Here is a 24,509-nt window from a genome sequence, read left to right on the forward strand (position 1 = left end):
TTGAGGCGTGATCGTGGAGCAGCTGAGTCTCATCGACTTCCGCAACTATGCGGCCGCCGACGTCACTCTCGGCCCCGGTCCCAACGTCTTCATCGGCCGGAACGGCCAGGGCAAGACGAATCTCGCCGAAGCCATCGCCTTCTTCGCGACGCTGGGCTCCCACCGGGTCTCGAACGACGCCCCGATGGTGCGGCACGGAGCGGATGCCGCGATCGTCCGCGCCCGTCTCGCCCACGGCGAGCGTCGGGTGCTCCTCGAAGCGCAGGTCAATCGGCAGGGCTCCAACAAGGCGCGCGTCAACGGCGCCGCCGTGAAGACGAACGAGCTTCCGCGCTACGCGCAGGTCGTGCTCTTCGCCCCGGAGGACCTCCAGATCGTGCGGGGCGATCCGTCGTCGCGCCGCCGGTTCGCGGATCAGCTCCTCGTGCAGCGTTCGCCGCGCATGAGCGCGGTGCTGTCCGACTACGACCGCGTTCTCAAGCAGCGCACGGCTCTGCTCAAGTCGGCGCGCGCCCGCGGCATCCGCGGCGACGCCCTCTCGACTCTCGACGTCTGGGACGACAAGCTCGTGAGCCTCGGCACCCAGGTCATCGAGGCCCGCCTCGCCCTCGCCGCCGAACTGGCAGCGCCGCTCGCCGCCGCCTACACGCAGATCGCCGGGGCCGACCACAGTCCCGAACTGGAATGGGCGATGTCGGTGCAGGGCGGAGACCCCGAGGAGGGCGACGCGCAGGAAGAGAAAGTGGATGCTGCAGCATCCACTCCTCGCATCGCGGAGCTGTTCGGCGCCGCCCTCGCCGCCAAGCGCTCGGCCGAGCTCGATCGAGGCCTCACGCTCGTCGGCCCGCACCGGGACGATCTCGTGCTGCGGGTGCGCGGACTTCCCGTGAAGGGCTATGCCTCGCACGGCGAGTCGTGGTCGGTCGCCCTCGCGCTGCGCCTTGCGTCCGCCGAGCTGCTGCGCGCCGAATCCCGGCTCGGCGACCCCGTGCTGATCCTCGACGACGTGTTCGCCGAGCTCGATGCCGATCGACGCACGCGCCTGGCCGAGCTCGTGGCCGATTTCGAGCAGGTCGTGGTGACGGCAGCCGTCGAAGAGGACGTGCCCGCCGGCCTGCGGGCGCACGTCGTGCGAGTCGAGGCGGGACGCATCCTGGAGTCCGCGGATGCCTGATCCACTCGACCGCAACGAGATCCCCGAGACGATCGCGACCTACCTCCGGCTGCGCGGGCTCGAGCCGCAGGCCCGCCCCTTCCGTCGTCGCCGTCGTGCACAGCCCGACGACGAGCACGCCCCGTTCACCGCCGGCCGCGATCCGCGCGGTGTGGCCGACGTGCTCGCCGACCTCACCCGCGAGTCCGGGTGGGAGTCGCAGCTCGCGCGGGAAGACGTCGTGCGGACGTGGGACGAGGTCGCCGGCGCAGACACGGCGCGGCACACGCGTCCGGTCGCATTTCTCGACGGAACCCTCACGGTGCAGGCCGACTCCACCGCGTGGGCGAAGCAGCTTCAGCTGATGCGCGCGCAGATCCTGTCCGAGATCCTCCGCCGCTTCCCGGAGGCGGGAGTCGAAGGCATCCGGTTCATCGGGCCCGACGTCCCCTCGTGGAAATGGGGTCCCAGAGCCGTTCCAGGGCGCGGTCCGCGCGATACCTACGGCTGAACCACGTCCAGCACCGTTCCGAGCGATTTCAACGCGCCACAGGGGCGTACAGGGCCCGTGGACGGGTCGTTCTTGATAGGATGGAACGACCCCGACGGCCGATCTGGAGCGCTCGAGAACATATGACGTCTGTGAATCCCGAAAGCGTTGCCGGGGAACCCGGATCTGCCGCGAACGGAAAGCCCCTCAGCGACTACGGCGCAGACGCGATCCAGGTCCTCGAAGGCCTCGAGGCGGTTCGCAAGCGTCCCGGAATGTACATCGGGTCGACCGGGCCCCGAGGTCTGCACCACCTCGTGTACGAGATCGTCGACAACTCCGTCGACGAGGCGCTGGCCGGCTTCTGCGACCTCATCGAGGTCACGATCCTGTCCGACGGCGCCGTCCGCGTCGTCGACAACGGGCGCGGCATCCCCGTCGACATGCACAAGACCGAGGGCAAGTCGACCGTCGAGGTCGTGCTCACGGTGCTGCACGCCGGCGGCAAGTTCGGCGGCGGCGGCTACGCGGTGTCCGGTGGTCTGCACGGCGTCGGCTCGTCGGTCGTGAACGCACTGTCCACCCGGCTCGAGGTCGAGGTCAAGCGCCAGGGATACGTCTGGCGGCAGTCCTACCGCAACGGCGGCGCGCCGCTCGCGCCGCTCGAGCGCGGCGAGGAGAGCAGCGAGACCGGCACCATCATCACGTTCTGGCCGGACCCCGAGATCTTCGAGACGGTCGAGTTCGAGTACGAGACGCTCCGCACGCGCTTCCAGCAGATGGCGTTCCTGAACAAGGGCCTGCGCATCGACCTCGTCGACGAGCGCCCGTCCGAGGCGGTCGAGGTCGAGGAAGAGGGCGAGGTCATCCTCACCCAGCCGAACGACTCCTTCCTCTACGAGCGCGGCCTCGTCGACTATGTCGAGTACCTCAACAAGACCCGCCACGCCGATGTCGTCAACGACCAGATCATCGAGGTCGAGTCGGAGGACACCGAGCGCCACATCGCGCTCGAGCTCGCGATGCAGTGGACGACGAGCTACACCGAGAACGTCTTCACCTACGCGAACACCATCAACACGCACGAGGGCGGCACGCACGAAGAAGGCTTCCGCGCGGCGCTCACGACGCTCGTCAACAAGTACGCGCGAGCGCAGAACCTCCTCAAGGAGAAGGACGACAACCTCTCCGGCGACGACGTGCGCGAGGGTCTGACGGCGGTCATCTCGGTCAAGCTCTCCGAGCCCCAGTTCGAGGGCCAGACCAAGACGAAGCTCGGCAACACCGAGGCCAAGGCGTTCGTGCAGAAGATCGTCGGCGATCAGCTCGGCGACTGGTTCGAGCGCAACCCCCAGCAGGCGAAGCTCGTCGTGCGCAAGGCCATCGACGCCGCGACCGCTCGCCTCGCCGCCCGCAAGGCGCGGGAGACGGCGCGCCGCAAGAGCGTCTTCGAGTCGGCATCCATGCCCGACAAGCTCAAGGACTGCACGTCGAAGGATCCCTCGATCAGCGAGATCTTCCTCGTGGAGGGCGACTCGGCCGGCGGCTCGGCGGTGCAGGGTCGCGACCCGCACACGCAGGCGATCCTGGCCCTCCGCGGCAAGATCCTCAACGTTGAGCGCGCGCGCCTCGACCGCGCCCTCGGCAACAACGAGATCCAGGCGATGATCCAGGCGTTCGGCACGGGCATCGGCGAGGACTTCGACGTCGACAAGGCGCGGTACCACAAGATCGTCCTGATGGCCGATGCCGACGTCGACGGCCAGCACATCACGACGCTCCTGCTGACGCTGCTCTTCCGCTACATGCGGGGGCTCATCGAGGCGGGTTACGTGTACCTCGCGATGCCGCCCCTGTACCGGCTCAAGTGGACGAACTCTCCGCACGAATACGTCTACAGCGACGTCGAGCGCGACGCGCTGCTGGCCGACGGACTGGCGAGCGGGAAGCGGATCCCGAAGGAGAACGGCATCCAGCGGTACAAGGGCCTCGGCGAGATGAACGACAAGGAGCTGTGGGAGACGACCATGGATCCCACGACCCGCACCCTGCGCCAGGTCACGATCGACGACGCCGTCGCGGCCGACACGATCTTCACGACCCTCATGGGCGAGGACGTCGAGTCCCGCCGCCAGTTCATCCAGAAGAACGCGAAGGATGTCCGGTTCCTCGACATCTAGCGGCCGCTCTGCGGCCCGGCGAGGCATCCCTCCACTCCCGTGACATCGCGACGGAAAGAAGCACATGACTGACGACCCTTCGGCAAGCGAGACGCCGGGCGACGGCACCGTCCTGCACAACCACGGCCACATCGAGCAGGTCGATCTGCAGGGCGAGATGCAGCGCAGCTATCTCGACTACGCGATGGCGGTCATCATCGGGCGCGCGCTGCCCGACGTGCGCGACGGCCTCAAGCCGGTGCACCGTCGCGTCATCTACGCGATGTACGACGGCGGCTACCGCCCCGACAAGTCGTTCTCCAAGTGCGCCCGCGTCGTCGGCGAGGTCATGGGTCAGTACCACCCGCACGGCGACACCGCGATCTACGACACCCTCGTCCGCCTCGTGCAGCCATGGTCGCTGCGCTATCCGCTCGCGCTCGGCCAGGGCAACTTCGGCTCCCCGGGCAACATGGGCGCCGCCGCGCCGCGGTACACCGAGACGAAGATGGCTCCGCTCGCGCTCGAGATGGTGCGCGACATCGAAGAGGAGACCGTCGACTTCACCGACAACTACGACGGCCAGACGCAGGAGCCGGCCGTCATGCCGGCGCGGTTCCCCAACCTCCTCGTCAACGGATCGGTCGGCATCGCGGTCGGCATGGCGACGAACATCCCGCCGCACAACCTCCGCGAGGTGGCCGAGGGCGCGCTGTGGGCGCTGGAGCACCCCGACGCGACGCGCGAAGAGCTGCTCGAGGCGCTCATGCAGCGCATCAAGGGCCCCGACTTCCCGACCGGCGCGCAGATCCTCGGCACGCGCGGCATCCACGAGGCGTATCGCACCGGCCGCGGCTCGATCACGATGCGCGCCGTCGTCGAGATCGCCGAGATCCAGGGCCGCACGTGCCTCGTCATCACGCAGCTGCCGTACCAGGTCAACCCCGACAACCTGGCCCTCAAGATCGCCGACCTCGCGCGCGAGGGCAAGGTGCAGGGCATCGCCGACATCCGCGACGAGACGTCGGGTCGCACGGGCCAGCGTCTCGTGATCGTGCTGAAGCGGGATGCCGTCGCCAAGGTCGTGCTGAACAACCTGTACAAGCACACGCAGCTGCAGGAGAACTTCGGCGCCAACATGCTGGCGATCGTCGACGGCGTTCCCCGTACGCTCTCGCTCGACGGCTTCATCTCGAACTGGGTCGAGCACCAGATCGACGTCATCGTGCGCCGCACGCAGTTCCGCCTGCGCAAGGCGGAGGAGCGCATGCACATCCTGCGCGGCTACCTCAAGGCGCTCGATGCGCTCGACGAGGTCATCGCGCTCATCCGCCGTTCGGCGACGGTCGACGACGCCCGCGAGGGACTGAAGTCGCTGCTCGACATCGACGACATCCAGGCCGACGCCATCCTCTCGATGCAGCTGCGCCGCCTGGCCGCGCTCGAGCGTCAGAAGATCATGGACGAGGCCTCCGAGCTCGAAGCGCTCATCGCGGACTACCAGGACATCCTGGCCTCGCCCGCCCGCCAGCGCACGATCATCCAGGAGGAGCTCACCGGCATCGTCGAGAAGTTCGGCGACGACCGCCGCACCGAGATCGTCTTCGGTTTCGACGGCGACATGACCGACGAGGACCTCATCCCCGAGGAGGAGATGGTCGTCACCGTCACGCGCGACGGCTACATCAAGCGCACGCGCAGCGACAACTACCGCTCGCAGCACCGCGGGGGCAAGGGCGTCAAGGGCGCGCAGCTGCGCGCCGACGACGTCGTCGAGCACTTCTTCGTCACGACGACGCACCACTGGCTGCTGTTCTTCACGAACAAGGGCCGCGTCTACCGCGAGAAGGCCTACCGGGTCCCCGAGGCGGGCCGGGATGCCAAGGGTCAGCACGTCGCGAACCTCCTGGCTCTGCAGCCCGACGAGGAGATCGCGCAGATCCTCGACATCCGCGACTACACGGTCGCGACCTATCTCGTGCTGGCCACCCGCGGAGGACTCGTCAAGAAGACGCGCCTCACGGAGTACGACACGAACCGTCAGGGCGGCGTCATCGCGATCAAGCTCCGCGAGGACGACGAGGTCGTGAGCGCACTCCTCGTCGACGAGGGCGACGACCTGCTCCTCGTCTCGCGCCACGGCATGTCGCTGCGCTTCACGGCGACCGACGAGGCCCTTCGTCCGATGGGCCGGTCGACCGAGGGCGTGAAGGGCATGTCCTTCCGGGGCGACGACAGCCTGCTCTCGGCATCCCTCGTCGACCACGACGGATTCGTGTTCGTCGTGACCGAGGGCGGCTACGCGAAGCGCACCGACGTCGACCAGTACCGCGGACAGAGTCGAGGCGGTCTGGGCATCAAGGTGGCCAAGCTGAGCGAGGATCGCGGCGACCTCGCGGGCGGCCTGATCGTCTCGGAGGACGACGAGGTCTTGGTGGTTCTTGCCAGCGGCAAGGTGGTAAGGTCTGCCGTGGCCGAGGTGCCTGCCAAGGGCCGCGACACCATGGGTGTCGTGTTCGCCCGCCCCGACGAAGACGATCGCATCATCGCGATCGCGCGGAACGGGGAGCGCGGCCTCGCCGAAGCCGCAGAGGCCGAAACCGCAGAGGCCGCCGCCGATGAGACCCCGGCGGCACCCGAGGCCTCCACCGAGACCCCCGAAGAGAGTGTTGACGCATGAGCACGGTAGCCGACAAGCTCGCCAAGAAATCCAGCCACAAGACGAGCGCGAAGCAGGTGCGCCTGCGCCTCGTCTACATCGACTTCTGGTCGGCCGTTAAGCTGTCGTTCCTCGCGGCGGTCGCGATCGCGGTCGTCACCATCGTGTCGTTCTTCCTCGTCTTCATGGTCGTGCAGACGACCGGCCTCATCGGCCGCCTGGACGAGTTCTTCCAGAGCATCTCCGACGGCAGCGTCTCTCTCACGAGCTTCATCGGCCTGCCCCAGGTCATGGCGGTGGGTGCGATCGTCGCGATCCTCAACCTCATCGTCGTGACGGTGCTGGGTGCGGTCATCGCGGGCATCTACAACCTGGCCGTGAAGGTCACCGGCGGTCTGCTCGTGGGCTTCACCAGCAACTGACGTCCGGATTCGGGATGCCCCGTCCCGGCGCATGACGCGCCGTGGCGGGGCATCCGTCATTCTGACGGGAGCGGGAGGGATGCCGCGCCCCGGCCGCCGCTCGCGAATGCGCTGTTGCGTCGGCGCGAAGCTGACTAAGCCACCGTGGTGCCGAGCCAGGTGCCGATGAGCCAGGTGACCGCGAGGGCCAGCGCTCCGCCGATGACGAGCCGGATGACCGCGCGGCCGCGGCGCGCACCGCCGAGGCGGGCCGAGACGGAGCCGGTGATCGCGAGGGCGATCAGCACGGCGACGAAGGTGACCGGCACGCGCCACGCCGGCGGCGGCAGGAGGATCGCCAGGAGCGGCAGCAGCGCACCTAGCGTGAATGAGATCGCGGACGAGATCGCCGCGTGCCACGGGTTGACCAGATCGTCCTGGTCGAGGTGCAGCTCGACCTCCAGGTGCGCCGCGAGCGCGTCGTGCGCGGTGAGCTCGGTGGCGACCTGGCGGGCGGTCGCTTCACTGAGCCCGCGGTCGCGATAGAGCTGCGTCAGCTCCTCGAACTCCTCGTCCGGCATCTCGGCGAGCTCCCGCCGCTCCTTGGCGATCAGCGCGCGCTCGGAGTCGCGCTGGCTGCTCACCGACACGTACTCCCCGAGCGCCATCGAGATCGCGCCACCCACGAGACCCGCGATGCCGGCGAGCAGCAGAGCAGGGGTGTCGGTCGTCGCACCGGCGACGCCGACGACGAGGGATGCCACCGAGACGATGCCGTCGTTGGCGCCGAGCACACCCGCGCGGAGCCAGTTGAGCCGCTGGCCGATGCTGTTGGTGTGGGCTTCTCCGAGATGCGATGCGTCGGACACGCGCCCAGTCAATCACCACACGCCCGGAGTGCGAGCTCGATTCGTGAAAACGGCGCGCGTCCGGTAAAGTCTTGCAGGTTGACGGCTCACGGGCCGGCACGATCGGGGCTATAGCTCAGGCGGTTAGAGCGCTTCACTGATAATGAAGAGGTCCCAGGTTCAAGTCCTGGTAGCCCCACAACACAGCCCCGGGGCCTTAGCTCAGTTGGTAGAGCGCCTGCTTTGCAAGCAGGATGTCAGGAGTTCGAATCTCCTAGGCTCCACCATGTGCGAGAAGCCGGCCCGAAGGGTCGGCTTCTCGCACATATACGGGCACAGCGATTCGAACGGGCGGCGAAGCCGCGTTCGACGGGCCCCCGCAGAGGCTCCGCGCGACGCGAAGCGGCGCGTGGAGAAGCGGGGACTCCTAGGCTCCACCATGTGCGAGACCTACGCCCGGGCCCCCGCCGCCGGCCGCTTCTGGTTTCGACGTGGATAGGGTGAAGCATGGACCTGCGCGTCGCGGCCTACGCCATCATCGTCGACGACGAACGGGGGATGCTGCTCGCTCACTGGATCGAGGGGCGCCGCGCCGCATGGACCCTCCCGGGCGGCGGTCTCGAGCCGGGGGAAGACCCTGAACGCGCCGCACGCCGCGAGGTCAAGGAGGAGACGGGCTACCGCGTCGAGATCCAGGAGCTGCTCGGCATCCATTCCCGGGTCATCCCCGCGTCGCGACGCGTCTCGGGGAACGGCGAGACTCCCCTCCATGCGCTCCGCATCGTCTATCGCGCGCGCGTCACGGGCGGGCGGCTGCGCAACGAGGTCGACGGGTCGACCGACCGCGCCGACTGGTTTCCGCTCGCATCGATAGACGGCCTGCAGCGGGTCAAACTCGTCGACATCGCGCTCAGCATGGCCGGTGTGCGCTGAATCGACTCAGCGCTCCTCGATCTCCTGGGAGATGTCGGCCACCGTCGCACCATAGGAGGCGATGAGGTCGTCGGCCTGCACGAAGAGGCTGTAGCCGTGCGCTCCCGCGCCCATCGCGATGCGCTCGCCGACGATGCGCTCGTCGGCGAACACGGGCCACTCGGTCTCGCTGCCGATCGGCACGATCGTTCCGCGCTCGTACCCGGTCGCCGCGAGCGCGCGGGCCGGGTCGGGCAGCTGCAGCTTGTTGACACCCACGACCGAGCGCAGCTTCGGCCAGGAGATCGCCCGATCACCCGGAACGAGCGCGAAGAGGTACGTGTCATCGCTCCGTTTGACGACGAGCGTCTTCACGATCCTCGCGGGAGGGATGCCGAGAAGCTCGGCCGCCTCGGGAAGGCTCTTCGCCGCCGGGCGCTCGCGGATCTCGATGTCGAGTCCGCGAGCGGATGCCGCGTCTCGGACGCGCGACGTCGGGTCGGTCACTCCCGGTTCAGGCGTCGGGCGCGCGCAGCGGGTCGTCGGCAACCCACAGCTCGTCGTCGGCGCGGAGCGTCTGCCACGCGGCGTACGCGACGCCGAGGGCAGCGGCCACGCCCAGGATGATGGCGATCACGCCGCCGGCGCCGATGCTCTTCTTCGGCGGCTCGATCACGGGAAGGTGCGCCGGCGAGAAGGAGAAGCCGCGGCCGGAGGCGAACTTCGAACGCGTGTCGTTCGCGGCATCCCATACGGACAGGGCCGATCCGACGACCGCACCCGCGGCGGGAACGACCTTGTCGTTGACCAGGTGCCGCGAGACCGAGATGCCCTTGTCGACATACGGGGCGGCGTACTTGCCGTACGTGTCCTTGGCCTGCGGCACGAGCTGCTCGCGGCTGTAGTTGCCGAGCTGGCGCCGCGCCTCCTTCGCCACGGTGGCGGCTTCGCCCACGAGAACCTGCTGCGACTCCCACAGTCGGTTCGCCTGGGTCTGGAGCTTGCGGAGTTCCTTCTTGCGCTTGCGGCTGAGGCTCACGGGGCCCTCCCTGTCGATGGGGGTGTGGTCCTCCCCATCTTGCCAGACAGGGCCTGGCCCGGGAGGGGTTGCGCAGAAACCTGGAACAATGTACCCATGCCCACGCCTACCGCGGTCGCGACCCTGCACACCAACCACGGCGACATCGTCGTCAACCTCTTCGGAGACCACGCTCCTCGCACGGTGAAGAACTTCGTCGGTCTCTCCGACGGGACCGGCGAGTGGAAGGACCCCTCGACCGGCCAGCCGGGCGACGGACCCCTCTACAACGGCGTCGTCTTCCACCGCATCATCCCCGGCTTCATGATCCAGGGCGGAGACCCGCTGGGCACCGGCACCGGCGGCCCCGGGTACACCTTCAACGACGAGATCAGCCCCGAGCTGACGTTCCAGAAGCCCTACCTCCTCGCCATGGCGAACGCCGGCCTCCGCCGCAACGCCATCACCGGCCAGCCCGAGGGCACGAACGGCTCGCAGTTCTTCATCACGACCGACCCCACGCCGTGGCTGCAGGGCAAGCACACGATCTTCGGCGAGGTCGCCGACGATGCGTCGCGCCAGGTCGTCGACGCGATCAGCGCGGTGCCGACCGCCGCGGGGGACCGTCCGATCGAGCCCGTCGTCATCGACTCGATCGACATCGCCGCCGCCTGAGACCCCGGCTGCGCCCTCGCCCGTGACCACGGACGCGTTCCGTCGCAACAGCGACAACTTCTGCTACCGGCATCCTGACCGCGTGAGCTTCGTGCTCTGTCAGCGATGCCTGCGCACCATCTGCGCCGAGTGCCAGACGCAGGCGCCTGTCGGGGTCATCTGTCCCGAGTGCATGCGCGAGCAGCAGAGTGCGCGATCGGATGCCCAGCGCAAGGCCGAACGGCGCTGGGCATCACGGCCGCGCGCGGTGACGGTGTCGGACTCGCGTCCCTACGCGACGTACGGCATCATCCTCGCGACGGCCGTGGTGTTCGTGCTGCAGCTCGTGATCCCGGGCAAGTTCGTCGAGACGTGGCTCGCCTTCAACAGCCTCTTCGTCGATCCCACGAGCCCGGCGCCCCTCCAGCCCTGGCGCCTGCTGACTGTCGCCTTCGTTCACGACGGGTTCTGGCACATCGCGCTCAACATGCTCGCCCTGTATCTGATCGGGCGAAGTCTGGAGCCGCTCCTGGGGCACTGGCGGTTCGTCGTGCTCTACTTCCTGAGCGCACTCGGCGGATCGGTCGCCGTCGCTCTGCTCGCACCCGGCGTGTGGGTCGTCGGGGCCTCGGGTGCGATCTTCGGCCTCTTCGGCGCTCTCCTGGTGATCGGGCGGCATATCGGGGCGGATATCCGCACGATCGCGATCCTCATCGCGATCAACTTCTTCTGGCCGTTCGCCATCGCGCTCATCAGCAGCATCGGGCGCGGCTCCTTCACGGATGCGCTCGCAACGATCGCCGTGTCGTGGCAGGCCCACCTCGGCGGCCTGCTCACGGGTGGGCTCGTCGGACTCATCTACGCGCGCACGCGCACGGCCGCTCGGCGGTCGGCGCAGATCTGGCTGCTCGTCGGAACGGCGGTCGGTCTCCTCGCACTTCTCGCGATCCCGGTGCTGTTCTACCGGTAGTCCGGCCCGCCGCTCGGCAAGTTATCCACAGGCTCGTCCACAGGTGGGGATGAATCACACCCGTGTAATTAGCCCTCGGGATGACAAAAAAAAGGCCGAGACACGACGTGCGTGTCTCGGCCGAGAAGATGAGGGATGCCGCGGCTAGCGCCAGCGTGTCGTCATGAGGAAGCCGATGAAGGCGATGCCGAAGCCGATCACGAGGTTCCACGGTCCGATGCCGGGGATCGGGTACTGCATTCCGCTGAGGTAGAAGACGAGCACCCAGAGGAGCCCGAGCAGCATCAAGCCGATCATGATGGGCTTGAACCAGACGGGATTCGGGGCGGCTTCGCCCTCGCTGCGCTCGACGAGGTCTTCGTCTCTGCCAGATCGTGCCATTCGGACAGTCTACCGCCAGGCTTCTTTAGGACTGGCTGACTAAAATCCCCCTGTGGATGAGGAATCCGGGGGGCCCCCGCGCGAGCGTGCGCGCACGCGTCCGCGTCGGCGCGCCTCGTTCGTCGGCGTCCTCGGCGAGGTCCTCATCACGGCCGGCGTCGTCGTTCTCCTCTACGTCGCATGGCAGATGTGGGTCGGCGACCTGATCTACGGCGCCGAGCGCAGTGCACAGGCCCAGGAGTACAGCGACTCGTGGCAGCAGGAGTACGAGGCGCAGCATCCCTCGCCGTCGTCGTCCGAGTCGAGCACCCCCGCCCCCGCGCCGGCCGACGTGACCGCCGATCCCATCGCCCTTCCCCAGCCCGAGGACGCGCAGGTCTTCGGCACCATGCACATCCCGCGGTTCGGGGCGGACTATGCCGTGCCGATCGCCGGCGGCATCACCCGTGCCCACACGCTCGACCCCATCGGCATCGGGCACTACCCGGGTACGCAGATGCCGGGCGACGTCGGCAATGTCGCGCTCGCGGCGCATCGCACGACGTGGGGCAAGCCGTTCAACCGCATCGCCGACCTGCACGTCGGCGACGCCATCGTCATCGAGACGCCGGACGGCTGGTACACCTACCGGTTCCGCACGCTCGAGTACGTCAAGCCGAGCGCGGTCGAGGTGCTCCTCCCCGTGCCGCAGATGACGGGCGTGGCGGCGAACGGCCGGTATCTCACGATGACGAGCTGCAGCCCCATGTACTCGCTCGCGGAGCGGATCGTGGCGTACAGCGTCTTCGATTCGTTCACCCCGCGATCGGCCGGTGCGCCGACCTCGCTGACGGCGGGAGCCGCCTGATGTACGCAGCGCTCTGGCGCATCCTGCCCGGCCCGTGGTGGGTGCGGACGATCATCCTCCTGATCGCCGTCGCGGCGATCCTGTACGGGCTCTTCTTCTACGTGTTCCCCTGGGTGAGCCAGTTCGTGAACCCGCAAGAGGTCACGGTCGAGTGACCGACGCGGCGGGGCGGGGCATCCTCGTGGTGGACAACCACGACAGCTTCGTCCACACCCTCGTGGGCTACCTGCACGAGCTGGGCGCGCGCACGACCCTGGTCGAGGCCGATGCCGTCACCGACGCACCCTCCGCGATCGCCGGGTATGACGGTGTGCTCGTCTCTCCCGGGCCAGGGACGCCCGAGCGCGCGGGGGCGTCCGTCGCCGTCGTCGGCGTGGCGGCTGAGCGCGGCATCCCTCTTCTCGGCGTCTGTCTCGGCCATCAGGCGATCGGTGTCGCCTTCGGCGCGGCGGTCGACCAGGCGCCCGAGCTCATGCACGGCATCACGTCCCTCGTGCACCACGACGGAGGCGCGCTCTACGCCGGGCTCCCCGACCCGTTCGTCGCCACGCGCTACCACTCGCTCGCGATCGAGCCCGAGACGATTCCGGCCGCGCTCGAGGTGACGAGCCGCACCGACGGCGGGGTCGTCATGGGGGTCCGGCACCGCGCACTGCCGATCGAGGGCGTGCAGTTCCACCCCGAGAGCGTGCTCACCGACGGGGGCTACCGGCTGCTGGGCAATTGGCTCGAGACGGTCGGGATCCGGGATGCCGCGACCCGCGGTGCATCGCTGAGCCCGCGTCGCTGAACCGGCGTCGGCCTTCGGCGCTGAACGGGCGTCAGCCTGCCGCGCTGAACCGGCGTCAACCTGCCGCGGGAGGGCCCGAGCAGAACGTCAGGGTGATGGTCGAATGCACGGGCACGTCACCGGGAGCGAGGGACTGCCCGCCCTGCTTCACCGTCGGCGGACTCGTCGCGGGACACGTCGTGTCTTCCTGCGTCTCCACCGTGAGGCCGATCGTCGGCGCTTCGAGCGCGGCCTTCGCGGCATCCACTGTGTAGCCCGTGTAGTCGACGATCGTGACGTTGCCCGTCGCGACGACGAGGTTCACGACGGTGCCGAGCGGCACGCTGCTGTTCGAGGCGGGGTCGGCCGAGATGACCGTATCGGCCGCGAGACCCGGGTCGTTGCGGGGAGTCACGGCGCCCACGGAGAGCCCGAGATCCTGCAGCGCGGACCGGGCCGCATCCTCGCTGAGCCCCTCGAGCGGCGGGATCGTCGCGGTCTGCACGCCCTCCGAGACGTACACCTTCACCTGCTGACCCTGAGCGACCGAGGTTCCCGCGTCGGGGTCGGTGCGGATGACGTTCCCCTCCGCGACGTCGGAGCTCGGCTCGTCGACGCGATAGGCGAGGAGATCCTCGTCCTCGAGCACCTGGTTCGCCCGGTCGTACGTCATGTCGGAGACGTCGGGCACGATGCGCGAGGTCGAGGGAACCGGGTTCGAGGGGCGGATCGTCAGCACCCAGAAGAGCACCGAGATGAGCAGGACCGCGAGCACGGCGACGCCGGCCCAGATCCATGCCACGGGCGGGCCCGCCTGCGTGCGCTTCATGGTCGTGTCGGTGCTGAGCTGGCGGAGCGACCGTGCGGTCTCGGCGGCCTGCCGGGGGTTCGGCCCGTACAGCTCGCTCGTCAGCGCACCCAGCTGGCGCTTGGAGGGCACCTTGCCGTCGACCGTCGCATCGAGCGCCTCACGGAAGGACGCGGCATCCTGATACCGCTGGAAGGGGTCCTTCGCGAGAGCCCGCAGGGCGACGGCGTCGAGCGAGCGGGGCACGGTCTCGTTGATCTCGGACGGCGCGACGGGAGTCTCGCTCACGTGCTGGTACGCCACGGCGACGGGAGATTCGCCCCGGAAAGGCTGGCGACCGGAGAGCAGCTCGTAGAGCACGACACCGGTCGAGTAGAGGTCGGCGCGCCCGTCCACCGGCTCGCCCTTGGCCTGCTCGGGCGAGAAATACGCGGCCGTGCCGAGGATCTGCGTCGTCTCGGCGACGGTCGACGACGAGTCGGACACGGCGCGGGCGATGCCGAAGTCCATGACCTTGACCTGACCGGAGTCGGTCACCATGACGTTGCCCGGCTTGATGTCGCGGTGCACGACACCTGCGCGGTGCGAGTACTCGAGCGCCTCGAGGATGCCGTCGACGTAGCGCACGGCATCCGCGACCGGGACCGGACCGGCGGAGATCACGTCTTTCAGGAGCTTGCCCTTGACGAGCTCCATGACGATGAACGGCACCGGCCGCACCGTGCCGTCGGCGCCCATCTCGCTGTCCTCGCCGGCGTCGTACACGCGGACGATGGCGGGATGCGACATGCGGGACGCCGCCTGCGCCTCGAGACGGAAGCGGGTGCGGAACGCGTTGTCGTCGGCGAGGTCGCGCTTGAGGACCTTGATGGCGACGACGCGGCCGAGCGTCAGGTCGTAGCCGCGGTAGACACTCGCCATACCGCCTCGGCCGATGAGCTCGTCGACGCGATAGCGCCCCGAAAGCACGCGCGGCTCAGCTGTCAACGGTCATCTCCCCTGGGTGGAACAGTTGCCAGCCTAACGGACGGGCCCGACGTGGCCCTGCTGCCGGTCAGGGGGTCGGAGCCGCTCCGGGGGTCGGGGTCGAGTCAGAGCCGCCGGCAGGCTGGATCTGCGCCGTCGCCTCCGATGAGGAGCCCGAAGTGCGCTTCTCGCCGTTGCCCGTGCAATCGACCGTGTACGTCAGGATGATCGTCTGTCCCGCGGGGCCCGCGGTCAGCTCGCCGTCCCGGTCGTTGCCGCCGAAGGAGATCTGGGTGACGTTCTGACCGCCCGACGAGAAGGTTCCGTTCACGACGGTGAAGTTGTACGCGCTCGGCGAGCCGGACCCCGACGGGCACGAGTACCCGGGCCACGTGAAGTTGACAGTCTCGCCGGTCACGGCGGGTGTCGTCGAGATGATCGGCGCTCCCGGCTGCGGCATCGCGACCTGGTCGGCGTAGTACGTCAGCGTCAGGAGCGTCGTCGGCTCGATGCGGCCCGAGGGGTCGACCTGGTAGACGACGCCGACCTGGTCGCCCGTCGACGCGGCATTGCCGGGGACGCACGACACGGACTGCACACCGGCGGCCTTCGCGGCCGCGCTCGCGGCGTCGCATTGCTGGCCGCTCAGATTCAGCGCGTCGATGTCGATGCGCGTCACCGTCGGCGTCGGGGTCGGCGTCTGGGACTGCGTCTGCGACGCCGAGGGAGTCGTCGGTGCGGGTTCGGGATCGCCGTTGTTGGCGAAGATCGCCCACAACGTGCCGCCCAGCACGAGCAGGAGGAGCGCGATGAGGGCGATGAGCGGCCACGTCCAGGGGCTGCGCTTGCGCTTCTGCGGCTCGTCCTCGACGGCGGTCATCGTGCTCGTGCTCGTGACGACGCCTGCGCCGGGGAGCAGGCGCGTCGCGGCCGACGTGTCGGTCGCGCCGAGCAGCTGCGTCATGTCGTCGCCGACGGCGACACCGGACGCGATGGCGGGAACGGCGGCGGCCGCGGCGGACACATCGCCTCGCCGGAGCGCGGTCGCGGCGCGTGCGACGGCCGACGCCGAGGCGGGGCGGTCCTCCGGCTTCTTGGCGATCATCGCCATGACGAGGTTCTGCACCGGCACGGCGACGGTCGGCGGCAGCGGCGGAGGCTGCTCGTTGATCTGCGCCATGGCGATCGCCACCTGCGACTCGCCCGTGAAGGGGCGCTTTCCCGCGAGGCTCTCGTACGCGACGATGCCGAGCGAGTAGATGTCGGTCGCGGGGGAGGCCGGGTGCCCCGACGCCTGCTCGGGCGAGAGGTACTGCACCGTGCCCATGACCTGCCCGGTCGCCGTCAACGGCACCTGGTCGGCGATGCGTGCGATGCCGAAGTCGGTGATCTTGACGCGCCCGTCGGGCGTGATCAGGAGGTTGCCCGGCTTGATGTCGCGGTGCACGAGGCCAGCCGCGTGCGCGGCCTGCAGCGCCGCAGAGGTCTGCGCGACGATGTCGAGCGTCTTGTCGGTCGAGAGCGAGCCGTCGCGTTCGAGGATCGTCGAAAGGGCCTCGCCGGGGACGAGCTCCATGACGAGGAAGGCGGAGCCGTTCTCCTCGCCGTAGTCGAAGACGCTCGCGATGCCCTCGTGGTTGACGAGCGCGGCGTGGCGGGCCTCGGCGCGGAAGCGCTCGAGGAACCCCGGGTCGCCCATGTACTCGTCTTTGAGGATCTTGATGGCGACGGTGCGCCCGATGACATGGTCGGTGGCCTCCCAGACCTCGCCCATGCCGCCGATCGCGATCCGTGAATCCAGCTCGTAGCGCCCGCCGAAGGTCGCACCCTGCGTCGGTCTCATCGTCCCAGCACCGCCTCCATGACCTTCTTCGCGATGGGCGCCGCGATCGTATTGCCGCTGCCCGACTGCCCTTGCCCGCCGCCATTCTCCACGACCACCGCCACGGCGACCTGCGGATCGTCCGCAGGGGCGAACCCGGTGAACCACAGCGAGAACGGCTTGGTGCTTCCGTTCTCCGCGGTCCCGGTCTTACCGGCCACTTCGACGCCGTCTATTCTTGCACCCGACGCCGCGCCGTCACTGACATCCGCGACCATCATGGAGGTCAGCTCGGAGGCGAGGCTCGCCTCGAGCGCACGGCCGAACTCCTTGTTGTCGAACGTCTGCTGCACCGTGAGATCCGGCGCGATGACACTGTCGACCATCCGCGGGCTCATGACCATGCCGCCGTTGGCGATTCCCGCCGAGACCATCGCCATCTGCAGCGGGGTCGCGGTGACCTGACCCTGCCCGAACCCGCTGAGCGCCGTCTGCGCGTCATCCTGGATCGTGCGCGGATACCCCGACGGCGTCGAGACGAGCGGCAGCTGGAACGACTGGTTGAAGCCGTACTTCTCCGCCTCGTCGCGGATCGCCGTGTCGCCCAGCTCCACGGCGAGCTCCGCGAACGGGATGTTGCAGCTCAGCCGCAGCGCGTCGGCGATCGTGACGGTCTCGCCCGGACCGCACGTGCCGCCCGAGGCGTTGTAGACGACGCTCGACGACTGCGGCAGCGTGTACGACGCGGGGTTGGGCAGCGTCGACTGCGACGTGTAGTCGCCCGACGCGAATGCGGCCGATGCCACCACGAGCTTGAAGGTCGAGCCGGGCGGGTTGAGGTCGCCGCCGATCGAGCGGTTGAAGAGGGGATGCGCGGGGTCGGCGTCGAGTCCGTCGTAGTAGGAGTTGGCGGCCTTCACGTCGTGGCTCGCGAGGAGGTTCGCGTCGAACGTCGGGCTCGACACCATCGCGAGGATCCTGCCCGTGGACGGCTCGATCGCGATGACGGCACCCTGCTGCGACCCGAGCGCGTCGAACGCCGCCTTCTGCACCGTGGCATCCAGCGACAGCACGACGTTCGATCCGCGCTGCGGCTGACCCGTGACGATCTGCTCGATGCGGGAGAGGAACTGCGAGCCGGCCGTTCCGCTCAGCACCTGGTTCATCTCGAGCTCGATGCCGGTCGCCGAGCCGAGGGCCGGGTTGATCCAGCCCGTCACCTGGCTCCACATCGGGACGTCGGTGTAGACGCGCTGCCAGCTGTAGACGTCGTTCGACGGCACCGACGACGCGATGGCGGCGCCGCTCGCGATGATCGATCCGCGCTGCACCTGGTACGAGTCGTACAGCGCCCGCGTGTTGCGCGGGTTCTCGGCGAGGGTCTCGGCCTGAACGACCTGGATCCAGCTCGTCGAGGCGAACAGCGCGAGGAACATGATCAGCATCAGGATGCTGAGGCGCTTGAGCTCCTTGGTCACGTCGCACCTCCGCTCGCGAGCAGACGTCGGCCGCGACCCGGTCCCTGAGCTTGTCGAAGGGTGGTCATGTCAGCCGATCACCACCCGGGGCCGGCTGCGCACGGCGTCGGAGATGCGCAGGAGGAGCGCCACGATGAGCCAGTTCGCGACGAGCGACGAGCCGCCCGCAGCGAGGAAGGGGGTCGTGAGGCCCGTCAGCGGGATGATGCGCGTCACGCCGCCGACCATGATGAACACCTGCAGCGCGATCGTGAACGACAGCCCCGTCGCGAGGAGCTTGCCGAAGTCGTCGTGTCCTGCCAGGCCGATGCGGATGCCGCGGCTCGCGAAGACCATGTAGAGGCACAGGATGGCGAAGACTCCGATGAGCCCGAGCTCCTCGCCCAGGCTGGGGAGGATGTAGTCGCTCTGCGACAGCGGGGTCAGGTAGGGGCGGCCCTGGCCCAGCCCCGTGCCGATGAGCCCTCCCTGGGCGAGCCCGAAGATGCCCTGCACCAGCTGGTAGCTGCCGCCGTTGGCGTCGATCACCGCGGGGTTGAAGGCATCCAGCCAGTTCGTGAACCGTCCCTGCACGTACGGCAGCACGCGCGAGGCGAGGAAGGCGCCCGCGACGGCGAGGCCGACGCCGATCACGACCCAGCTCGTCTTGCCGGTCGCGACGTAGAGCATCGCGACGAACATGCCGAAGATGAGCAGGCCCGTGCCGAGGTCGCGCTGCAGCACGATGATGGCGAGCGAGACGAGCCAGATGACGAGGAGCGGGCCGAGCTCACGCGGGCGCGGCCAAGTGATCCCGAGGAACCTCGTGCCCACCGAGGTGAGCGACTCGCGGGTGCGCACGAGGTAGCCCGCGAAGAAGATCGCCAGGGCGATCTTGGCGAGCTCGCCCGGCTGGAACGAGAAGATCCCCAGGTCGACCCAGACATCCGCGTTCGCGTCCGCACCGAGGCCCGGAATGATCGGCAGCAGGAGCAGCAGGATGCCGACGAGGCCGGCGATGTAGGTGTACCGGAAGAGCACGCGATAGTTGCGCAGGAAGATCACGATCACGATCGCGCCGATCACCGCGATCGCGGTCCAGGCGAGCTGACGCGTCGAGGCGGCATTCCACCCGTGCAGCTTGAGGGCGATGTCGATGCGGTAGATCATCGCGAGACCGATGCCGGTGAGCAGCGTCGCGATCGGCACGACGAAGGGGTCGGCATCCCGTGCCCTCAGTCGGAGCACGATGTGCAGGGCGATCACGAGCGCCGTCAGGCCGCCGCAGTAGACGAGGAACGTGCTGTCGATCGCGGAGGTCGCGCCGAGCTGCACGAGCGCGATCGCGCCGCCGTTGATCACGAAGGCGAAGACGAGCAGTGCGAGCTCGCGGTTGCGCTGCGTCTGCGGAACCCGGATGCGGCGGAGGGCCCGGACGACGGCGGTGTCGGTGGAGACCGCCGCGGTTCCCGCCGGTGGCGTGGTGGCGCTCATTCGCTCCCTCCCGTCGGCTGGGCGAGGCTCGCGACGATGCGCTGCGCCTCCTGCAGAGAGGCGGCCGAGATCGTCTGCTCGACGGCGGCGCGCGTGAACTCGGTGAGATCGTCGAGGGGGATGCCGGTGTCCTGATAGGGCGTAGAAAGCGAGATCGGCCCGATGTCCTGCTGGATGCCGCGGTAGATCACGACGCTGTCCTCGTCGGCGCCGACGAAGTAGCGCGTCTGGGTCCACTGGTACCCGAGGAAGGCGCCGAAGGCGAGCAGCAGGACCGCGAGGGCGGCGCCCACGATCCAGCCGAGACGCCGGCGACGCGCACGGCGGCGGTCCTCCTCGATGAGCTCCTCGAGGAACTCGGGCGCCGGCTCGAAGTGCGTCGGCTCGTTCGCGGCCTGGCGCACGGGATGCAGCCAGCTCGAGCGGCCCGACCGCGCGGCCGGCACCTCGATGCCCACGGGATTGGAGGCCGACCCGACGATCGTGGCGGTGCCGGAGAACACGGGATGCTGCCCGCCCACGTCGACGAGGACGATCGTGACGTTGTCGGGCGCCCCGCCGTCGAGGGCGTGCTTCAGGAGGATGTCGGCCGTCCGCCCCGGCGGCAGGCCCTGCGCGAGCGCCTTCGCCGTGTGCGGGTCGTCGACGACACCCGAGAGCCCGTCGGAGCAGAGCAGCCAGCGGTCACCCGGCTGCGTCGGCATGATGAACGTGTCGACCTCGGGGTCGGTGTCCATGTCGCCGAGCACGCGCATGAGCACGGAGCGGCGCGGGTGGTACCGGGCCTCCTCGGGCGTGATGCGGCCCGAGTCCACGAGACGCTGCACGAACGTGTGGTCGGTCGTGATCTGGGTGAGGGTGTCGTCGCGGTACAGGTAGATGCGCGAATCGCCGATGTGGGCGATGACGGCGTACTGGTCGACCATCACGAGCGCGCTGACGGTCGTGCCCATGCCGGCCAGCTCGGGCCGGATCCGGACGGTGTCGCTCAGTTCGCCGGCGGCATCCGAGATGGCGTCGCGGAGGGCGAGCTCGGCCTCGGACGTCGTCGTGTAGGGGTGATCGAGGGCCTCGAGGCGCGCGATCGCCAGGCTCGACGCGACGTCGCCGCCCGCGTGCCCGCCCATGCCGTCGGCGACCACGAACAGGTTCGAGCCGGCATAGCCGGAGTCCTGGTTGTTGGAGCGCACCTTGCCGGTGTGCGAGATCGCAGCGCTCGAGCCCTGGAAGACCATGTGAGGGGAGGCCGCCCGCTTACTTCCGCAGCTCGAACGTCGTGGCGCCGACCTTGATCGGGGCGCCGACGATCACCGGGACGGGCGTCGTGACGCGCACCCCGTCATGCCACGTGCCGTTGGTCGAGTCGAGGTCCTGGATCATCCACTGGTCGCCCCACAGGAGCAGCCGCGCGTGATGGCTCGAGGTGTAGTCGTCGCGCACGACGAGGCCCGACTCGCTCGAGCGCCCGATCGTCAGCGGCTCCGTCCCGAGCGGCAGCTCGAGGCCGGTCTTCGGACCGCTCGTGATGACGATGCGCGAGACGGTGGCCGTCGTCGCCTTGCCGCCCTTGACGGCAGCCGCCGGCTTGACGGACGGAGCCGCGGCGGTGGGGGCGGATGCCGAGCTCGAGGTCGGCCCCGGCGTCGCCGCGGCCTGGGGCTCCGGCATCCTGCGCACCTTGACGCCGAAGAGATCGGCCCGCAGCGAGTAGACGACGGCGAACACGAACGCCCACAGCAGCACGAGGAAGCCGATGCGCAGGAGGAGGAGCGTGAGCTCGCTCACGGCAGAGGCCCTCCCTCGCGGAGGTCGAACGCGCGCGTCACATCGGACGGCAGCGGCGGCTTCGGCGGAGTCGGCGGAGCCGCCTGCGCGACGACGCGGAAGACGATGTCGGTGCGCCCGATCGTCACCGTCGAGTCGGGGGTGAGCGCCGCCTCGCCGACCTTGCGCCCGTTGAGCAGCGTGCCGTTCGTCGAGCCGAGGTCGCGGACCATCGCGCGCTCGCCGTCCCACAGGATCTCGACGTGCTTGCGGCTCGTGCCGGCGTCGGAGATCGTGATGTCGGCGTCGCTCCCGCGTCCGATCACCGTGCGCGACTTCACGAGCGGATGCCGTCGCCCCTCGATGTCGACGACGCCGCGCCACGACACCGTGCCCTGCGCCGTCGAGGAGTCGACCCGGAGCGTGCCGGTGGCCAGCTGGTCGTCACGCGCGATCGTGATCGTGACGGGACCGGCGAAGCTGTAGCCCTGCGCCTTGGCGTGCTTGTGCACGAGCGCGTCGAGCTCGTCGCCGAGCGCGGGGCCGATCGTGCGCATCTTGTCGTCGTCGGAGGGCGCGAGCCGCACCGTGAACGTGTTCGGCGCCAGGATGCGGTCGCGGCTCACGACGGCAGCCTTCTTGTCGAGCTCGCTCCGCAGCGCAGACGCGATTTCGACAGGCTGGATGCCGCTGCGGAAGGTTTTCGCGAACGCGCTGTTCACTGCGCGCTCGAGCCCCTTCTCGAAGCTGTCAAGTAGTCCCACAAGACTCCTCAGGCAGGCGGACCGGTGCGTACATGCTAGTCACTGAGCCTGGGACGCCCGTGGATCGTCCCCAGCCGATTCGGGCCGCGGCGGGCTCCGTGTTATCCTCGGGAGGTTGATCCGCGGCGTCTCGGCGCCCGGTTCGCGCGAGTGGCGGAATAGGCAGACGCGCTGGCTTCAGGTGCCAGTGCCCGAAAGGGCGTGGGGGTTCAACTCCCCCCTCGCGCACAGCGAAGAATCGGCCCCCGACCTGGGATTTCCTAGGCGGGGGTCGTTTCGCATCTGGGGCGATGCAACAACCTGTGCAACAACGCCGATCACGACGCGCCTCCGATCAGCCCAGCGAGCCGCGAAACGGCGTCCCGCTGCATCGTCGGCGTGACGTGGCTGTAGATGTTCATCGTCGTCGAGATGTTGGAGTGGCCGAGGCGCTCCTGAACCACCTTCGGGTGCACGCCGAGCTCAAGGAGCAGCGTCGCGTGCGTGTGGCGCAGGCCCTTGAGCGTGAGGCGCGGCAACTCGTCGACGCCGAGCGCCGCACGAGCCTTCGCGACGCGATGATCCCAGCGTCGGCCGATGTCGTCGGGCTTGCGCAGCCGGCCCTCATAGTCGCCGAACACGTAGGCGTCAGGCCGGGCGAGCGCGAGCGCGATGCTTCCCCGAGTCGCCTTCCAGCGCCGCAGCACGTCGACCGTCTCCGGGTCGATGTCGATCGGCCGCGCCTGGCCGGTCTTCGTGCTCTTGATCGTGTCGCGCGCCGTCGTGTCGGCCGCTCGTCGCACAGCGATGCGACCCGTGCTCAGGTCGACGTCGCTCCACCGCAGCGCGAGAGCTTCGGATCGGCGCATGCCCGTCCACGCGTACACGTGCCAGAGCGCATAGAAGTCGTCGGCATAGGTAACCTGCGACCACTCGAGGAACGCGCGCAGCTCGGCCGCACTCCACACCTGAATCTCGGGCTTCTGCGACCGCACCTGCTTGCCCGTGGGCGCCTTCACGGTGCGCCGCTTCTTGGCAACGTTGACGGTCACGTGACCGTCGTCGAGCGCGGCATTCAGCATCGCGCCGATGAGCACGTGCACCTTCTGGACGGTATTGGCTGAGAGGCCGGCGCCGGGCGCCTTGTTGTCGCGGCGCCCGTGATCCTCCAACGCGCGGTAGTGCTTCGCCAGCGCCGTCGCTGTCAGCTTGTCGAGCCTCACCGATCCGAGCTGCGGGGTGACATGGTTGCGAACGATCTTCCGGTAGCCCTCGATCGTGGACGCTTCGAGCGTCAGCGAAGCCAGCCACTCCTCGGCATAGTCGCCGATCGTGGGGGTGCCGCGCTGGGCGAGCCGACCATGAGCGCGGAGCTTGCGTCGAGCATCCTGCAAAGCATCGTCGGCCTCCGACGCTGTGCGATATCCGCCCTTGCCCTGCGGGCGCGTACCCAGCTCGGGCCGCTCGGGATCGATCGGCGCGCGCAACTGCCAGCGCCAACGCTGGCCGGTCTTCGTCGTGTAGGGCGTGATCGAGCCTACGCCGCGCCGGCGACTCATGGCTGATCCCCGTGAGTCTTGATCCGCTCGACCCAGTATCGGGCGGTCGTTGACGGCAGGCCCAGCTGATCCCGGAGCAGGGCGGCGGGCCCTGCACCCATCAGTCGTGCGGCGCGCACGACCGCGACGAGGCCCCGCAGCGCATCGCCTTCGGGCAAGCGGTAGCGACCTTCGGATGTTGGCTGTGCGTCGCTCCGGAGATCGTTGAGCACGCTGGCGATATTCCTCCGGTCAAAGACGCCGTTCGGCGACCAGTTAATGACCGAGAGCGTCGCCGCCGTGAAGAGCGCGCGAAGGTGGATCGCGCGGAGCGCATCGGAGTCGATCCGCTCGTCTTCGGACGACGTGACTGTGAGCCCTGTCACGCCCACCGACTCTCCGATCCGATCAACGACGATCTCGACGCGATATGACCCGCGTTGCGACACCGCACGCGACGGCGCGGCGATCCAGAGGTCCGGAGCGACCCAAGCCGGCGCACCGTCCGAGTAGAAGGACGTGAGTTCAAGCCGACCCGGATCATCGGCGAGCGACCGCAGCACCTCGTCCAGTCCCGCTTCGTCCTTGCCGTCGTTCACACGCACACGTTATCCACAACAGACCGCATCTGCAACTATCGCGGTGTCGTCAGATAG

The 24,509-nt window shown here is 68.9% G+C and carries 24 protein-coding genes and 3 tRNA genes; 14 read left to right on the top strand and 13 right to left on the bottom strand.

What is annotated here, in order from left to right; genetic code table 11:
* The first annotated feature begins 7 nt into the window (after positions 1 to 7).
* The 5 genes from recF (at position 8) to AAIB33_RS16250 (ending at position 6,883) form a co-directional block, all read left to right on the top strand.
* On the top strand, positions 8 to 1,174 hold the full coding sequence (gene recF / locus AAIB33_RS16230) for a DNA replication/repair protein RecF (RefSeq protein WP_345800994.1): 1,167 nt from the start codon (positions 8 to 10) through the stop codon (positions 1,172 to 1,174).
* Positions 1,167 to 1,664, top strand: a complete 498-nt coding sequence (locus AAIB33_RS16235; RefSeq protein WP_345800995.1) for a DciA family protein — start codon at positions 1,167 to 1,169, stop codon at positions 1,662 to 1,664. The genes recF and AAIB33_RS16235 overlap by 8 nt, the downstream gene beginning before the upstream one ends.
* Before the next feature lie 122 nt (positions 1,665 to 1,786).
* The gene (gyrB, locus tag AAIB33_RS16240; RefSeq protein ID WP_345800996.1) at positions 1,787 to 3,823 is read left to right on the top strand and encodes a DNA topoisomerase (ATP-hydrolyzing) subunit B; all 2,037 of its coding nucleotides are present in this window, start codon (positions 1,787 to 1,789) and stop codon (positions 3,821 to 3,823) included.
* 64 nt (positions 3,824 to 3,887) lie between these two features.
* Positions 3,888 to 6,482 (top strand): DNA gyrase subunit A, encoded by a 2,595-nt coding sequence (gene gyrA, locus AAIB33_RS16245; protein ID WP_345800997.1) that lies wholly within the window; start codon positions 3,888 to 3,890, stop codon positions 6,480 to 6,482.
* Entirely contained in the window at positions 6,479 to 6,883 is a 405-nt protein-coding gene (locus AAIB33_RS16250; protein WP_345800998.1) for a DUF3566 domain-containing protein, read from the top strand. The genes gyrA and AAIB33_RS16250 overlap by 4 nt, the downstream gene beginning before the upstream one ends.
* A 134-nt stretch (positions 6,884 to 7,017) precedes the next feature.
* Here the strand turns inward: AAIB33_RS16250 and AAIB33_RS16255 are convergent, their stop codons facing one another.
* Positions 7,018 to 7,731, bottom strand: a complete 714-nt coding sequence (locus tag AAIB33_RS16255) for a VIT family protein (protein WP_345800999.1) — start codon at positions 7,729 to 7,731, stop codon at positions 7,018 to 7,020.
* Positions 7,732 to 7,835: 104 nt separating this feature from the next.
* Here AAIB33_RS16255 and AAIB33_RS16260 point away from each other — a divergent pair.
* The 3 genes from AAIB33_RS16260 to AAIB33_RS16270 all read left to right on the top strand — a co-directional run bounded on the left by AAIB33_RS16260 (position 7,836) and on the right by AAIB33_RS16270 (position 8,643).
* Positions 7,836 to 7,909, top strand: a tRNA-Ile gene (locus tag AAIB33_RS16260).
* Between the two features lie 12 nt (positions 7,910 to 7,921).
* Positions 7,922 to 7,997 (top strand) — tRNA-Ala (locus AAIB33_RS16265).
* A 220-nt stretch (positions 7,998 to 8,217) separates the two neighbouring features.
* Complete coding sequence (locus AAIB33_RS16270; protein ID WP_345801000.1) at positions 8,218 to 8,643, top strand: NUDIX hydrolase; 426 nt, start codon at positions 8,218 to 8,220, stop codon at positions 8,641 to 8,643.
* A gap of 6 nt (positions 8,644 to 8,649) precedes the next feature.
* Here AAIB33_RS16270 and AAIB33_RS16275 read toward each other — a convergent pair whose 3' ends face one another.
* Together AAIB33_RS16275 and AAIB33_RS16280 are read right to left on the bottom strand one after the other, a co-directional pair.
* Positions 8,650 to 9,129 (bottom strand): YbaK/EbsC family protein, encoded by a 480-nt coding sequence (locus AAIB33_RS16275; protein ID WP_345801001.1) that lies wholly within the window; start codon positions 9,127 to 9,129, stop codon positions 8,650 to 8,652.
* 7 nt (positions 9,130 to 9,136) lie between these two features.
* The gene (locus AAIB33_RS16280; protein WP_345801002.1) at positions 9,137 to 9,661 is read right to left on the bottom strand and encodes a DNA helicase; all 525 of its coding nucleotides are present in this window, start codon (positions 9,659 to 9,661) and stop codon (positions 9,137 to 9,139) included.
* Positions 9,662 to 9,757: 96 nt separating this feature from the next.
* Here AAIB33_RS16280 and AAIB33_RS16285 point away from each other — a divergent pair, with 96 nt between their 5' ends.
* Both AAIB33_RS16285 and AAIB33_RS16290 read left to right on the top strand, forming a co-directional pair.
* Positions 9,758 to 10,315: a peptidylprolyl isomerase gene (locus AAIB33_RS16285; RefSeq protein WP_345801003.1), complete on the top strand. Its 558-nt coding sequence runs from the start codon at positions 9,758 to 9,760 to the stop codon at positions 10,313 to 10,315.
* 22 nt (positions 10,316 to 10,337) lie between these two features.
* Positions 10,338 to 11,264: a rhomboid family intramembrane serine protease gene (locus AAIB33_RS16290; RefSeq protein ID WP_345801004.1), complete on the top strand. Its 927-nt coding sequence runs from the start codon at positions 10,338 to 10,340 to the stop codon at positions 11,262 to 11,264.
* 144 nt (positions 11,265 to 11,408) lie between these two features.
* On the opposite strand, the gene AAIB33_RS16295 is transcribed toward AAIB33_RS16290, so the two are convergent.
* Positions 11,409 to 11,645: a cell division protein CrgA gene (locus AAIB33_RS16295; protein WP_345801005.1), complete on the bottom strand. Its 237-nt coding sequence runs from the start codon at positions 11,643 to 11,645 to the stop codon at positions 11,409 to 11,411.
* A gap of 52 nt (positions 11,646 to 11,697) precedes the next feature.
* Between AAIB33_RS16295 and AAIB33_RS16300 the strand changes: the two genes are divergently transcribed.
* Genes AAIB33_RS16300 through AAIB33_RS16310 form a run of 3 tightly spaced genes read left to right on the top strand, consistent with a single transcriptional unit; the run spans position 11,698 to position 13,282 of the window.
* A complete protein-coding gene (locus tag AAIB33_RS16300) occupies positions 11,698 to 12,492 on the top strand; it encodes a class E sortase (RefSeq protein WP_345801006.1) in 795 nt (264 codons plus the stop codon).
* Positions 12,492 to 12,647, top strand: a complete 156-nt coding sequence (locus AAIB33_RS16305; RefSeq protein ID WP_345801007.1) for a hypothetical protein — start codon at positions 12,492 to 12,494, stop codon at positions 12,645 to 12,647. The genes AAIB33_RS16300 and AAIB33_RS16305 overlap by 1 nt, the downstream gene beginning before the upstream one ends.
* Complete coding sequence (locus AAIB33_RS16310) at positions 12,644 to 13,282, top strand: gamma-glutamyl-gamma-aminobutyrate hydrolase family protein (protein WP_345801008.1); 639 nt, start codon at positions 12,644 to 12,646, stop codon at positions 13,280 to 13,282. Before AAIB33_RS16305 ends, AAIB33_RS16310 begins: the two co-directional genes overlap by 4 nt.
* A gap of 55 nt (positions 13,283 to 13,337) precedes the next feature.
* Here AAIB33_RS16310 and pknB read toward each other — a convergent pair whose 3' ends face one another.
* The 7 genes from pknB to AAIB33_RS16345 form a co-directional block, all read right to left on the bottom strand.
* On the bottom strand, positions 13,338 to 15,056 hold the full coding sequence (pknB, locus tag AAIB33_RS16315; RefSeq protein ID WP_345801009.1) for a Stk1 family PASTA domain-containing Ser/Thr kinase: 1,719 nt from the start codon (positions 15,054 to 15,056) through the stop codon (positions 13,338 to 13,340).
* Between the two features lie 67 nt (positions 15,057 to 15,123).
* Positions 15,124 to 16,878, bottom strand: a complete 1,755-nt coding sequence (locus tag AAIB33_RS16320) for a serine/threonine-protein kinase (RefSeq protein WP_345801010.1) — start codon at positions 16,876 to 16,878, stop codon at positions 15,124 to 15,126.
* Positions 16,875 to 18,335, bottom strand: coding sequence for a penicillin-binding transpeptidase domain-containing protein (locus AAIB33_RS16325; protein ID WP_345801011.1), 1,461 nt, complete (start codon positions 18,333 to 18,335; stop codon positions 16,875 to 16,877). Before AAIB33_RS16325 ends, AAIB33_RS16320 begins: the two co-directional genes overlap by 4 nt.
* Before the next feature lie 69 nt (positions 18,336 to 18,404).
* Positions 18,405 to 19,808, bottom strand: coding sequence for an FtsW/RodA/SpoVE family cell cycle protein (locus tag AAIB33_RS16330; protein WP_345801012.1), 1,404 nt, complete (start codon positions 19,806 to 19,808; stop codon positions 18,405 to 18,407).
* Positions 19,805 to 21,043, bottom strand: a complete 1,239-nt coding sequence (locus AAIB33_RS16335) for a PP2C family serine/threonine-protein phosphatase (protein ID WP_345801013.1) — start codon at positions 21,041 to 21,043, stop codon at positions 19,805 to 19,807. The genes AAIB33_RS16330 and AAIB33_RS16335 overlap by 4 nt, the downstream gene beginning before the upstream one ends.
* A 19-nt stretch (positions 21,044 to 21,062) precedes the next feature.
* On the bottom strand, positions 21,063 to 21,593 hold the full coding sequence (locus tag AAIB33_RS16340) for an FHA domain-containing protein (RefSeq protein ID WP_345801014.1): 531 nt from the start codon (positions 21,591 to 21,593) through the stop codon (positions 21,063 to 21,065).
* On the bottom strand, positions 21,590 to 22,336 hold the full coding sequence (locus tag AAIB33_RS16345) for a DUF3662 and FHA domain-containing protein (RefSeq protein ID WP_345801015.1): 747 nt from the start codon (positions 22,334 to 22,336) through the stop codon (positions 21,590 to 21,592). The genes AAIB33_RS16340 and AAIB33_RS16345 overlap by 4 nt, the downstream gene beginning before the upstream one ends.
* A 144-nt stretch (positions 22,337 to 22,480) precedes the next feature.
* Here AAIB33_RS16345 and AAIB33_RS16350 point away from each other — a divergent pair.
* Positions 22,481 to 22,564 (top strand) — tRNA-Leu (locus AAIB33_RS16350).
* 89 nt (positions 22,565 to 22,653) lie between these two features.
* Here AAIB33_RS16350 and AAIB33_RS16355 read toward each other — a convergent pair.
* Positions 22,654 to 23,874, bottom strand: a complete 1,221-nt coding sequence (locus tag AAIB33_RS16355) for a tyrosine-type recombinase/integrase (RefSeq protein ID WP_345801016.1) — start codon at positions 23,872 to 23,874, stop codon at positions 22,654 to 22,656.
* The gene (locus tag AAIB33_RS16360; protein WP_345801017.1) at positions 23,871 to 24,452 is read right to left on the bottom strand and encodes a hypothetical protein; all 582 of its coding nucleotides are present in this window, start codon (positions 24,450 to 24,452) and stop codon (positions 23,871 to 23,873) included. Before AAIB33_RS16360 ends, AAIB33_RS16355 begins: the two co-directional genes overlap by 4 nt.
* Positions 24,453 to 24,509 lie beyond the last annotated feature (57 nt).

This window comes from Microbacterium sp. AZCO, from assembly GCF_039614715.1.
GTDB lineage: Bacteria > Actinomycetota > Actinomycetes > Actinomycetales > Microbacteriaceae > Microbacterium.

Excerpts from the sequence above, each read along its gene's own strand:
- AAIB33_RS16235 (WP_345800995.1), top strand. The coding sequence starts at position 1,167 with ATGCCTGATCCACTCGACCGCAACGAGATCCCCGAGACGATCGCGACC.
- gyrB (WP_345800996.1), top strand. The coding sequence starts at position 1,787 with ATGACGTCTGTGAATCCCGAAAGCGTTGCCGGGGAACCCGGATCTGCC.
- gyrA (WP_345800997.1), top strand. The coding sequence starts at position 3,888 with ATGACTGACGACCCTTCGGCAAGCGAGACGCCGGGCGACGGCACCGTC.
- AAIB33_RS16250 (WP_345800998.1), top strand. The coding sequence starts at position 6,479 with ATGAGCACGGTAGCCGACAAGCTCGCCAAGAAATCCAGCCACAAGACG.
- AAIB33_RS16270 (WP_345801000.1), top strand. The coding sequence starts at position 8,218 with ATGGACCTGCGCGTCGCGGCCTACGCCATCATCGTCGACGACGAACGG.
- AAIB33_RS16285 (WP_345801003.1), top strand. The coding sequence starts at position 9,758 with ATGCCCACGCCTACCGCGGTCGCGACCCTGCACACCAACCACGGCGAC.
- AAIB33_RS16295 (WP_345801005.1), bottom strand. The coding sequence starts at position 11,645 with ATGGCACGATCTGGCAGAGACGAAGACCTCGTCGAGCGCAGCGAGGGC.
- AAIB33_RS16305 (WP_345801007.1), top strand. The coding sequence starts at position 12,492 with ATGTACGCAGCGCTCTGGCGCATCCTGCCCGGCCCGTGGTGGGTGCGG.
- AAIB33_RS16320 (WP_345801010.1), bottom strand. The coding sequence starts at position 16,878 with ATGAGACCGACGCAGGGTGCGACCTTCGGCGGGCGCTACGAGCTGGAT.
- AAIB33_RS16330 (WP_345801012.1), bottom strand. The coding sequence starts at position 19,808 with ATGAGCGCCACCACGCCACCGGCGGGAACCGCGGCGGTCTCCACCGAC.
- AAIB33_RS16335 (WP_345801013.1), bottom strand. The coding sequence starts at position 21,043 with ATGGTCTTCCAGGGCTCGAGCGCTGCGATCTCGCACACCGGCAAGGTG.
- AAIB33_RS16355 (WP_345801016.1), bottom strand. The coding sequence starts at position 23,874 with ATGAGTCGCCGGCGCGGCGTAGGCTCGATCACGCCCTACACGACGAAG.